This window comes from Pseudomonas sp. MDT1-17 (assembly GCF_054898105.1).
Window position 1 is genome coordinate 5,079,581 of the sequence record NZ_JBUBVM010000001.1, and the last position, 12,136, is coordinate 5,091,716.

Consider the following 12,136-nt stretch of genomic DNA (forward strand, 5'->3'; position numbering starts at 1 on the left):
GAGATCCTGTTGCTTGCGCCATTTCGGACTTGTCACCGGGACGTATTACTTGCCGTAGATATCGAAGGCGAAGTACTTGTCCTGGATTTGCTTGTACTTGCCGTTCTCGCGAATGGCAGTAATCGCGGTGTTGATCTTGTCTTTCAGCGCGTCACCCTTGCGAACCGCGATACCCACGCCGTCGCCGAAGTATTTGACGTCGGTGAACGCCGGGCCAACAAAGGCGAAACCTTTTCCCGCGTCGGTTTTCAGGAAACCGTCATCCAGCAGCGTAGCGTCTGCCACGGTGCCGTCGAGGCGGCCGGCAGCGACGTCGAGGTAAATTTCGTTCTGCGAACCGTACGGTTTGATCTCGGCACCCAGCGGGGCCAGGACTTCACGGGCGAAACGCTCGTGGATCGAACCACGTTGCACACCGATGTTTTTGCCCTTGAGCTCAGCCAGGCTGTCGCTGACTGCAGTGCCAGCCTTCATGACCAGGCGAGCCGGGGTGTTGTAGTACTTGTTGGTGAAGTCCACGGACTTCTTGCGGTCTTCAGTGATCGACATGGACGACAGGATCGCGTCGATCTTGCGCACTTTGAGTGCCGGGATCAGACCGTCGAACTCTTGCTCGACCCAAACGCACTTGACCTTCATCTCTTCGCACAGAGCGTTGCCGATGTCGTAGTCAAAACCAACGATGCTGCCGTCCGGCGCTTTGGAAGCGAACGGAGGGTAAGCCGCTTCGATACCAATTTTCAGAGGCTTTTCATCGGCGAAAGTCGGCAGGGACAGCACGGACAGTGCCAGGGCGCCAAGTAGCACGAGTTTCTTCATCTTGGGACTCCATCGGTAAAGGGCTAAAACGGCAGAGTGAGCGACAGCCCAATATGCGAGTGAGTAAAACCGCAAAGCGATGCTGCGTCGTAGGAATCGCGTGCTTTTTTCAACGCGAGCAACAACGAGCGAGTGATCGGCATTCTAACGACAGGCCCGAAGCCGATATTTCTTCAATGCGACAACTAATTACAGAAGCACCAAGAAAGCCGCTTGGGCGCGTTGACAGCCCTGCAAATTCATGCGAGAGCAAAAGACAGTTAACCGATCTGTACTGCAAATTGCGGGCCTATTATTGGCAAACCCTTCTAATCCGGCAAGCGTAGCGTTGGGTCTTATTTTCTATGGGGGCTGGAGAGGCCGGATGATGGGGGATTGCGTTTCCCAATGCCCCGTATGGGAGCGAACGGTTACACATTCAGTTACTTGAACGGTGGCGGGTAACAGTGGGAAATCACCTACAGCGGACACCGATAATTATTGGTCGTTGTTTATGTGGTGTCGGATAGATCGCTTTCGCGAGCAGGCTCGCTCCCACAGGTTTTTGTGGTGTGCATGAAATCCAAGCCACACCACAAAAACCTGTGGGAGCGAGCCTGCTCGCGAAGAGGCCCGGACTGCCGACACAAAAACATCAGATAGTAAAAAGCCCCACCCGGCGCAATGCCGGGCGGGGCTTCGATGACTCAAGAATCAGCGCTTACGCGACGTTCATGATCTTGTGCTCATCAATCAAATGCTGCACCACACCCGGATCCGCCAGGGTGGAGATATCCCCCAACCCGTCGTATTCGGCCGTAGCAATCTTGCGCAGAATCCGGCGCATGATTTTGCCCGAACGGGTTTTCGGCAGACCCGGTGCCCACTGGATGACATCCGGCGAGGCAATCGGACCGATCTCTTTGCGTACCCAGTTTTTCAGTTCCAGGCGCAGTTGCTCGCTCGGCTCTTCGCCACCGATCAACGTGACGTAGACATAAATGCCCTGCCCTTTGATGTCGTGCGGCACACCAACCACTGCCGCTTCGGCGACTTTCGGGTGGGCGACCATCGCGCTTTCAATCTCGGCCGTGCCCATACGGTGACCGGACACGTTGAGCACGTCGTCCACGCGACCGGTAATCCAGTAGTAACCGTCTTCGTCACGACGCGCACCGTCACCGGTGAAGTACATGCCGCGGAACGTCTTGAAGTAGGTATCGACGAAGCGGTCATGGTCGCCATACAGCGTGCGCGCCTGACCTGGCCACGAATCGAGAATCACCAGGTTGCCCTCGGCAACGCCTTCGAGGATGTTGCCCAGGTTGTCCACCAGTGCCGGCACCACGCCGAAGAACGGACGTGCCGCGGAACCCGGCTTGAGACCGTGAGCGCCTGGCAGCGGGCTCATCATGTTGCCGCCGGTTTCGGTCTGCCACCAGGTGTCAACGATCGGGCAACGGGATTGACCGACGTTCTTGTAGTACCAATCCCACGCTTCCGGGTTGATCGGCTCCCCGACCGAACCCAACAGACGCAGGCTGCTGCCATCAGCGCCTTCAACAGCGGCTTTACCCGACGCCATCATCGCGCGGATGGCGGTTGGCGCGGTGTAGAGGATGTTGACCTTGTGCTTGTCGACGATCTTCGCCACCCGGGTGATGTCCGGATAGTTCGGCACGCCTTCGAACAGCACCGTGGTCGCGCCGTTAGCCAGCGGGCCGTAGACGATATAAGTGTGGCCGGTGACCCAGCCGACGTCGGCGGTGCACCAGTAGATTTCGCCCGGGCGGTAGTCGAACACGCGCTCGTGGGTCATGGCAGCGTAAAGCAGATAACCGCCGGTGGTGTGCTGCACGCCTTTAGGCTTGCCGGTGGAACCGGAGGTGTAAAGGATGAACAGTGCTTCTTCAGCACCCATTTCTTTCGGCGCGCACACACTGCCCGCCACTTTCATCAGGTCTTCGTACCAGATGTCGCGATGCTGGTTCCACTTGATGTTGCCACCGGTGCGCTTGCACACGATGACTTTCTGAATGCTGCTGGTTTCCGGGTTGGTCAGCGCGTCGTCGACGTTGGTCTTGAGCGGGATCTTCTTGCCGGCACGAACACCTTCGTCGGCCGTGATCACCACTTTGGATTTGCAGTCGATGATCCGGCCGGCCAGGGCTTCCGGCGAGAAACCACCGAACACCACCGAGTGAATCGCGCCGATCCGGGTACACGCCAGCATAGCGACCACGGCTTCGGGGATCATCGGCATATAGATAGTCACCACGTCGCCGCGATGCACATCCTGGCCGCGCAGGGCGTTGGCGAACTTGCAGACTTGTTCGTGCAGCTCGCGGTAGGTGATGTTGCGGCTTTCGGCAGGGTCATCCCCTTCCCAAATAATCGCGATTTGGTCGCCGCGCTCGGCCAGATGACGGTCGAGGCAGTTGTAGGAAACGTTCAGGGTGCCGTCGGCGAACCATTTGATGTCGACATGGTGATCATCGAAGGAAGTCTGTTTCACCGTGGTGAAAGGCTTGATCCAGTCGAGGCGTTTGGCTTGCTCGCGCCAGAAGCCGTCCGGGTTGACGACGGACTGCTGGTACATGGCCTTGTAGGTCGCCTCATCAGTCAACGTGTTGGCCGCAACCTCGGGACGAACGGGATACAGAGAAGCCGCACTCATCTTTCTTACCTCGGTGGAATAGTTGTTTTTGTATGACCCAGTTGTAGCCGGGCTGGGCCTATAGAACCATTCGACGATGGTAGTAACAAGCCCCTACAAATTATCGTGACTATTCCCACAGGTATTGTGCAAACGCTCTATTCCGGCCGCCAACGGTCAATGTAGGAGCTGCCGAAGGCTCGGGCCGCGTTCGGACGATCTTTTGATCTTCGAGGACCGCCAAGATCAAAAGATCGTCCGAACGCGGCCCGAGCCTTCGGCAGCTCCTACAGGGATTGTTACGAAATCCGCCAAAGGTGTTTATCAAAACCCCACCTATATGAATGTACCCCCCCCGCCTAAAATCAGCCTCGCCAACCAGGCAACGTGATTAACCAAGTTGCAGCCCCCACGAAGGCAGTTAATCCAAAACCAGTACTTAAGTTCCACACGCAACCCCCAAAAGGTTGCGTGCCCCCACTCGCCCCCTAAAAGGTAAATTCGAAATGAAAGCTTTATTAGTTCTGGCCCTCAGCAGCCTGTGCGCAACCGCCATGGCAGACGAGGTCCCGACTGATGTCGCGCAGCAACAACCCGCCATCGAGGAATACACTTACTCCACTCACCTGGACATCGCCAAAGTTATCTCCATGAGCGAAATCCCGAACGTCTGCGAAGTTGTTCCGGCGAAAATGGAATACGACGATTCCAAAGGTCAGCGCCACATCCTGCGCTACAGCGTTATGGGTAACGGCTGCTCTAACGGCTAATCACCCGCTCTCACTTTCCCAAGGTTCGACCACTCGACGCTGTTTAAGGCCCGATTTCGGTCGGGCCCAGTTGTGTCTGGGGACGTCGAAAACTCACTCAAAACACAACATGTAGTGAAAACCGTGGTTTTTTGGCTGTTTTTTGAACAAAAAAATGGCTAGCCAACATTTATGAAAAAAAATCTTCACTCGCGACATCCAGCCAAAGCCCTGTAAACCCTCGCTCCGACCGAAAAACCCGCCTTCTCGACCGCTCCATGCGCGGATTCGCCTCACCACGGCCGCAAAAATTTCCCTATAATGCCGCCTTAAACGGGCCTGCAATATTCCCTTACAGGGATAACAGCCAGTCTGAAGCCCACGCCGAAGTCCTCACCGATTTCTGCGCCCGTCAGAGGCTCTCGGAACCCCGTACAAAATTATGTTTATTTGCCTGCGTGTACCGCTGCAAAAAACGCTATCCAACGCGGCCAGTACGGTCGTGTGAAAAACCAACCTATCAGTTTTCACACGGGCATCTGGCCCTCACGCAGGAGACGACACGTCATGCTGAGCTGGGACGAATTCGACAAAGAAGACAGCGGCGAAACCGTTGTGAAAGGCGCCAACGCCGGCCACGCAACCGAAGCCAACATGGACCGCCTCGACACTGCAGGTGGTGTTGCTGCTCAAGAAGCCCGCGCTGTCACCGCGTCCGACTCCGCCGCAATCGCCCGTGCCAAAGCTGCCCTGGACAACCTCGACATCGCCGAAGGCCTCGCCGAACTCGAAGGCGCCTCCGCCCGTGTGGCTGTCGACGAAAAGCGCATGATCAACTGCCGCGCCGACCTCAACCAGCTCGTTCCTTTCAAGTACGACTGGGCCTGGCAGAAGTACCTGGACGGTTGCGCAAACCACTGGATGCCGCAAGAAGTCAACATGACCGCCGACATCGCCCTCTGGAAAGACCCGGAAGGCCTGACCGACGACGAGCGCCGCATCGTCATGCGCAACCTCGGCTTCTTCTCCACCGCCGACTCCCTGGTTGCCAACAACCTGGTACTGGCCGTGTACCGCCTGATCACCAACCCGGAATGCCGCCAGTACATCCTGCGCCAGGCATTCGAAGAGGCGATCCACACCCACGCCTACCAGTACTGCATCGAATCGTTGGCCATGGATGAAGGCGAGATCTTCAACATGTACCACGAGATCCCATCGGTCGCGAAAAAAGCCACCTGGGGCCTCAAATACACCCGTTCGATCTCCGACCCGAAGTTTGAAACCGGCACCGTCGACACCGACAAAGAGTTGCTGCGCAACCTGATCGCCTACTACTGCGTTCTGGAAGGCATCTTCTTCTACTGCGGCTTCACCCAGATCCTCTCCATGGGCCGCCGCAACAAAATGACCGGCGTCGCCGAGCAGTTCCAATACATCCTGCGCGACGAATCCATGCACCTGAACTTCGGCATCGACGTGATCAACCAGATCAAAATCGAAAACCCACACTTGTGGGACGCTGAAATGAAGGAAGAAGCGAGCCAGATGATTCTGCAGGGGACTCAGCTGGAGATTGAATACGCTCGGGATACCATGCCTCGTGGGGTGTTGGGGATGAATGCGGCGATGATGGAGGATTACCTCAAGTTCATCGCTAACCGTCGTTTGTCGCAGATTGGGTTGAAGGAAGAGTATCCGGGGACTACGAACCCGTTCCCTTGGATGAGCGAGATTATGGACTTGAAGAAAGAGAAGAATTTCTTTGAGACTCGGGTTATTGAGTACCAAACAGGCGGTGCGCTTAGCTGGGATTGATTTCCGAGCTCGCCGCGATTTGATGATTGCAATCTGAATCGACAAATCGAAAAAGCAAAAGCCCCGATCTGATCGGGGCTTTTTTACTGGGGAATGAAAATCTTTTTTCCATCCCTACGCTACGATGCTAAAACTCCTACAGCACTTACAGCTGCTTCCGCATTGATGCCTATTCGAAGCACCTCTAAGCTGCGTTGCAGGTGCCTAAGAAACGCCCAACGTAGAAGCTTGGTCAATCACACAGACACGCAATTCATCCTTTGGTGATTTGTCGCTCGAATGTGCGAAGGCTTTGCTCGTTGGGATTTTTTTAAGTCCACTCTACGTTGGGGTCAGGCCCTCCTAAATCTACACGTAGAGGTAATGGATATGCCTGAACACAATTTACCCAACACTCTCGCCATTCTGGAGATCAGTCATGACTGATCCCTTCTCTGTAACTGTCTTCACTCGCCACAACCTTGCCCTCCATGCCCTCCTCCTAGAAAACCAGCCATGGTTCTGCGCCCGCAATCTGGGTCGTTTAATGGGTTTCCATCTGAATGACCGCGTGGTCAGCAAACTGGATGAGGACCAGCGGCAAACGTTGTTGATTGAGTACCACGGCCAACCGGAGAAGCGGCTGATGCTCAGTGAATCCGGTGCGTATGCGTTGTTGGTGTATCACTACGCACCGGGGAATCGGTTATTGCGTGAGTGGTTGACCCATCAAGTGGTGCCGGCCTTGCGCGATGCAGGGCAATCGAAGAACACGGATCGGCCGATGTTGAGTTTGTTGGATTGGCCGGAGATGTCGCTGAGTTTGTTGCATTGGCAGGATGAAGGCTGGATTCGGCTGCGGGACATGCCTTATCTGTTGCTGAATCGCACACGGCGTCGGGTACCGGTGGTTAAGCCTTGGTGGCGGAAGGTTTTGGAGGTGCTTCAGTCTTCCAAGCATTCGGTGAGTTAGTGCGGAAGGGGCTTTGTAGGATCGTTTGAGCGAAGCGTCGGTCTTTTCTGTAGGAATTTTCGTAGACATTCGTAATGGCCACTCAGTATCGTCCGAGGGTTTTCAACCCTCGGCGATTCGTATGGACATCGAAAAAGAAAAGAATGACTGGAGCGACGAGGAGCTTGAGGCGGCAGTCGAAGGCTACTTGAAGATGCTGGCGATTGAGAAAAGTGACCAGAAGCTCAATAAAGCCCACGAAAATCGCCTTTTGCGCGAGGGAGTGCTGATTAATCGCAGCAGAGTCTCCATCGAGTACCGAATGCGCAACATTTCCACCGTACTCCATGATTTGTGCCTTCCTTACATTGTTGGATACCTGCCCGCTAAACATCTTGGCGCTGGAGTCACCCAACGCGTACGAGCAGCGATGATCGCAAAAGGTGCTTTCGATCCTGACGACTATGCACCTACAGCGGATGATCAAGCGTTGAACGCCAAGGTTCAAAAGCTTGAGCAGAGAGAGTTCATAGGCATCCCGCGAGGTATCGATAAACCGCAACGGTTGAACGGCACGACCTCCACGTTCTTCCGCGATCCTCTGGTCAAGACCTGGGTATTGAAGGAGGCAAATGGAGTTTGTGAGGGATGTGGTCAAGACGCCCCATTCAAGCAGGTCAATGGGTCACACTTTCTTGAGCTACATCACGTTAAACATTTGGCGTTGGAAGGTTCAGATCGACCGAGCAATGCCGTTGCGCTGTGCCCGAACTGTCATCGACGTTGTCATCATTCAAGTGATCGGGATGAGTTCACAGCTTCGCTTTATAAGAAGGTGGGGCGGTTGAAATCTGAATGACTGGCTGATCGAAATCTGTGGCGAGGGAGCTTGCTCCCGTTCGGCTGCGGAGCAGTCGCCAAAGCAAACAACTTGATATGCCTGATTCACCGCGTGTGCTGATTTTAGGGCTGCTGCGCAGCCCCGCGGGGGCAAGCCCCCTCGCCACAGGTTGGTGGTCTGCTTGATGGCTGCGGTGATCTTGGCAATCGCGAGCAGGCTCGCTCCCACAGGTTTGGTGTGTTGCCGCAGATTTTGCAATGTATTGAAAACAGTAAGTGCAACCCGCGCCGCCTCCCGCTATTAATACCCTTCCCCCTTAAGGACCCGAGCCCACCATGAAATTCGACCTCGCCTACTGCCTCAGCCTCGACGACAAGCTGTCGATCTATGACGTGCGCGATTTGAATTTCGACGAGACCATGGAGTTCGATTCCGCCAAAGAACATTTCCAATGCCCCAACGATGCCTGCCGTTTGGCCTTCGATGCGGCGAATGTGTTGACGACGTTCAACGCCAAAAACGTGAATTACGTTCGTACCCCGCACTTCAAGAACACGCCCAGCACCCGCCATGTTGCGGATTGTCCTTATGTCAGTCTCAAGGCGTCGGTGTCAGGTATGGACGTGGACGGTGCGGAAACGGAAGACAGTCGCGAGGAACATTTCCCGTCGGAGTTGCTGCTGACTCGGCGCGAGTATGTGCGTAAGCCATCAAACCCAGCGGTGGCGGCGGATATGATGCGGGACGGCCCAAGACCCACTCCAGCGGTCAGTGATGTCGAGCACCCGAGCCGTGAATCGACGCCGGACAAGACCAGTGTCTTCGCCCATCCGGTGGAGTGCTTCGTGTCGAACTTCGAGGACAAGGACCTGCTCAAGCGCATGCCGCTGAAGATTGGCGAGCACACGGCGCCCTACAGTTCTTTCTTCAAGAAAATCGAGTTTCTGCTGGACAACAAGGGGCTGATTTACTGGGGCAAGATCAAGAAAATCGAGGATTATCACAGCGCAAGTTTTCGCATCGATTTCGAACAGAAGGTCTGGTTCAAGCAACCGGACGAGGCGAAGAAGAAGCCTTACTCGGTCAACGTTTACCTGAGCAAAAAGCTGATCGATAACTACCGCAAGCGCAAAGCGTTTCTGGAAGAGATCAAGCATGCTATCGAGAGCGAAAAAGAGTTGTTTTGCTTTTTCTATGGCGTGACGCCGGAGTTGAAGCAGGTACCGAGCAAGAAAAACCCCGAGCAGATGTTCGGGGTGTTCAGTGCCCATATCGAGAACCTGGATCACTTCATCATTCGTGAAGCCCCTGGGTTAGAGAGTAAGTAGTCTGTTCCACAGCTTTACTGCAATGGCTCATGCGCTTGCTGAAGCTGCCTTACGACCTCCCGAATCTCCCGTTTCGCTTCCTTGTGCCGCTCACGGGCTGCTTGAATGCCAAGCTCATCAAGGCCGCCGTAACGGCTTAACCAGTGAACGATCATTTCCTCATCCGGGGAGAAGTAATCCTTGTGTCCTTTACCGCCTCTCAGGTAGTTGTTCATGTCGGTATCGAAGCGGCCTGCCGAGAACTCGTCAGGGGGTAAAGAACCTCGTTCGGCAGCACATCCCTCAAACACCCAGGCGATGTCATTGATGTGTTTCTGCGCGCCGCGATGTCCGCGTTTGTAAAACACGTACTCGCGACAACTCTCTTGGAATCGCTCCGCTATCCGTTCGTCGTTGAACCAACGAAGTATGTCGTGTTGCCCCGCATGCTGAATCACGCCGTTTATCCAACGCTCGGAAAAACGTTGAAGGAAACCTTCGATGTCCGCTTTTTTCGCGTCCGCAAAAATCATGCAATAACGAGTTTTTACGTGAATGACGTACAACACATGCTTGCGTTGAACAGTGACGGCGTGAACCAGCCACTGTTCGGTTGACTCATCAGACACGTCATCTTCAATGACGGACGATGGCGGTTTGTGCACCGGGCTGATTTTTTTACCCTTGTGCACGCGGCTGAAGAAGTGACTTGCCGCTTCGGTGCAATTGAAGATCCACATCTATCGTTCTCTTAAAAAGGGCTGGTGATAACCGTTTTCAGTCCTCTCGCACGATCTCTTCAACCCATTCAAGCTTATAGGGTTGACGAACAACGTCAGCGACCTCTTCTAACATTGCTTCGCTAAGAACCGACAGCTCCGCATCGGTCAGCAAGTCGTGCTTGACCATCCATCGCAAAGCTATGGGTGCACTGGAACGACTGTAGGGGTCGAAAGTCTGGACGATGTCCTTGTCCCGATCACGCATCAGGCGATAAATCATTCCATACCTGGCATGAGCCGAGAGCGCGTCATGCTGGGCAATTGTCTTGGCATCAGCCAGCACACCCTGGCAGAAACGATCGAGCGCAAGTTTGTGCAGTTCTTTGAATTTCTTCCAGTCACTTTCGATGATGGACATGACATCCTCCCGCGAAGAATTGTGGTCAGTGCAAAGACTCATTCTTGCGAAAAAACTTACCAATACCAACCCTGAAATAAAGGGGTGATTTAGTTAGCCCACATACTCAGCATCACAAGCATCAGCAAACCGATATACACCCACGCATGGGTTCGATCCGGTATCCGCCCAATCCACGGCGTGGCCAGCCGAATCCCCATCAGCGATCCCACCGTCAAAACCGCAAACGCCAGCACATCCACATAACCGATAAACCACGGCCCCAGATCAAACTCGGTGAACCCAGCCATCGCCATGTAAGTCACCGTCCCAGCCAGCGCCACGGGCAAGCTTAGCGGATTGGCCATGGACGTCGCCTGGGACATGCTTAATCCACAACGCCGCAACAACGGCACGGTCATGACGCTGCCGCCTACGCCGAGAAACGTGGCGATGGCGCCGATTCCTACACCGCCGCCAGACACTTCTGCCTTTCCCAATCGCCGTGGGATTGCGGTGTCGGAGGGTGTAAGAAAACCGCGTCGCAAGAGGCAATCCGCGATGGTCACGCCCAGGTAAGCGATGAACGCATAGCGAATCACCTCGCCACTCACCCACATCGCCGAGACAGCGCCGAGGATCGCGCCCAAGCCAATGAACCCGCCCAACGGCCACAGATAATGGCGAATGAGGTTTCCGGCGCGGCGGTGTTTGCCGGTGGCGATCAGTGCGTTGATGATCATGACGCAGGTCGAGGTAGCCACAGCGATGTGCATGGCCGATTGGCCGACGGGGTTGTTTGTGCCGTGGCTGGCCATGAGCATGCGGTACAGCAATGGCACGACGACGAAGCCGCCACCGAAGCCGAACAGCACCGCGGTGACGCCGGTCATGCAGCCGAAGAGTGCCAGCAGGAGATAGAGCATTGCGTGTCGTCCATTGGTTGAGAGCGGCCGACGATAGAACGATGCGCCTTGGCCTGCTTCAGCAAGTCAGCCAATAATGTTTGCGTTTACGCCAACTGTTGAGACTGTTCGATGCGCAATGTTTCGATTGATCTGCTGGACGACACGCCAAGGCCGGTGGTGGCCATCGGTACGGATTATTCCCACGGGCATTCGTTGCCTCGTCATACACATCGGCGGGCGCAATTGTTATACGGCGCCACCGGGGTGATGCAGGTCAGCACGCACGACGGCAACTGGGTGGTGCCGCCGCAGCGGGCGGTGTGGATTCCACCGGGGGTGGCGCATGAAGTGCTGATGCTGGGGGTGAGCACGCGCAGTGTGTATATCGAGCCGGGGGCGGTGGATCTGGGGGATCGTTGCCAGGTGATCAGCGTTTCGCCGTTGATGCGGCACTTACTGATGGAGGCGGTGGAGATCCCGCTGGCGTATGACGAGCGCGGGCGCGACGGTACGCTGATCGACTTGCTGCTGCATGAACTGGCGCGCAGCACTCACCTGCCGTTACACATTCCCCTGCCCTTCGATGCGCGGCTACTCACGTTGTGCCAGGGCTTTGTGCAGCGGCCCGACGCTCATCAGTCGCCCCAGCAATGGGCCGATCAGTTGTATATAAGCCTGCGTACTTTCAATCGCCTGTTCCGCCAACAGACTGGCCTGAGTTTCAGCCAATGGCGGCAGCGGGCCTGCGTGGTGCTGGCTCTGGCGCGGCTGGTGGTGGGTGAGCCGGTGACGCGCATTGCCCTGGATTTTGGCTATGACAGCCCGGCGGCGTTCTCAACGATGTTTCGTCGAGTACTGGGGCAGGCGCCGTCCGTTTGGTTGGAGGGGGCGAAATAGAGAGGCCACTGCCGCTAATTGCCAGTCAGTTTGCGAAACCTGTGGGAGCGGGCTTGCTCGCGAAAGCGGTGTGTCAGGCGACATCATTGTTGACTGTGCCGCCGTCTTCGCG

At 55.6% G+C, this 12,136-nt stretch carries 11 protein-coding genes; 6 read left to right on the forward strand and 5 right to left on the reverse strand.

Annotated elements, in window-relative coordinates:
• Positions 1-45 precede the first annotated feature (45 nt).
• Together ACYZTX_RS23540 and acs are read right to left on the reverse strand one after the other, a co-directional pair.
• Positions 46-819, reverse strand: a complete 774-nt coding sequence (locus tag ACYZTX_RS23540; RefSeq protein WP_462036056.1) for an ABC transporter substrate-binding protein — start codon at positions 817-819, stop codon at positions 46-48.
• A 700-nt stretch (positions 820-1,519) separates the two neighbouring features.
• A complete protein-coding gene (gene acs, locus ACYZTX_RS23545) occupies positions 1,520-3,475 on the reverse strand; it encodes an acetate--CoA ligase (RefSeq protein WP_462036057.1) in 1,956 nt (651 codons plus the stop codon).
• A gap of 485 nt (positions 3,476-3,960) precedes the next feature.
• Here acs and ACYZTX_RS23550 point away from each other — a divergent pair, with 485 nt between their 5' ends.
• From ACYZTX_RS23550 to ACYZTX_RS23570, 5 genes are all read left to right on the forward strand, one after another.
• Positions 3,961-4,224: a DUF2790 domain-containing protein gene (locus tag ACYZTX_RS23550; protein WP_038979415.1), complete on the forward strand. Its 264-nt coding sequence runs from the start codon at positions 3,961-3,963 to the stop codon at positions 4,222-4,224.
• Positions 4,225-4,770: 546 nt separating this feature from the next.
• Positions 4,771-6,021, forward strand: coding sequence for a ribonucleotide-diphosphate reductase subunit beta (locus ACYZTX_RS23555; protein WP_150657174.1), 1,251 nt, complete (start codon positions 4,771-4,773; stop codon positions 6,019-6,021).
• A gap of 418 nt (positions 6,022-6,439) precedes the next feature.
• Positions 6,440-6,973, forward strand: a complete 534-nt coding sequence (locus tag ACYZTX_RS23560) for a BRO-N domain-containing protein (RefSeq protein WP_462036058.1) — start codon at positions 6,440-6,442, stop codon at positions 6,971-6,973.
• 121 nt (positions 6,974-7,094) lie between these two features.
• The gene (locus ACYZTX_RS23565; protein ID WP_462036059.1) at positions 7,095-7,811 is read left to right on the forward strand and encodes an HNH endonuclease; all 717 of its coding nucleotides are present in this window, start codon (positions 7,095-7,097) and stop codon (positions 7,809-7,811) included.
• A gap of 317 nt (positions 7,812-8,128) precedes the next feature.
• Entirely contained in the window at positions 8,129-9,121 is a 993-nt protein-coding gene (locus ACYZTX_RS23570; RefSeq protein WP_462036060.1) for a hypothetical protein, read from the forward strand.
• A 14-nt stretch (positions 9,122-9,135) separates the two neighbouring features.
• Here ACYZTX_RS23570 and ACYZTX_RS23575 read toward each other — a convergent pair whose 3' ends face one another.
• The 3 genes from ACYZTX_RS23575 to ACYZTX_RS23585 form a co-directional block, all read right to left on the reverse strand.
• Positions 9,136-9,840, reverse strand: a complete 705-nt coding sequence (locus ACYZTX_RS23575) for a DUF6933 domain-containing protein (RefSeq protein ID WP_462036061.1) — start codon at positions 9,838-9,840, stop codon at positions 9,136-9,138.
• A gap of 37 nt (positions 9,841-9,877) precedes the next feature.
• On the reverse strand, positions 9,878-10,240 hold the full coding sequence (locus ACYZTX_RS23580; protein WP_282375543.1) for a hypothetical protein: 363 nt from the start codon (positions 10,238-10,240) through the stop codon (positions 9,878-9,880).
• Between the two features lie 89 nt (positions 10,241-10,329).
• Positions 10,330-11,145, reverse strand: a complete 816-nt coding sequence (locus ACYZTX_RS23585) for a sulfite exporter TauE/SafE family protein (protein WP_462036062.1) — start codon at positions 11,143-11,145, stop codon at positions 10,330-10,332.
• A gap of 111 nt (positions 11,146-11,256) precedes the next feature.
• Between ACYZTX_RS23585 and ACYZTX_RS23590 the strand changes: the two genes are divergently transcribed.
• On the forward strand, positions 11,257-12,024 hold the full coding sequence (locus ACYZTX_RS23590) for an AraC family transcriptional regulator (protein WP_462036063.1): 768 nt from the start codon (positions 11,257-11,259) through the stop codon (positions 12,022-12,024).
• Positions 12,025-12,136: the final 112 nt, after the last annotated feature.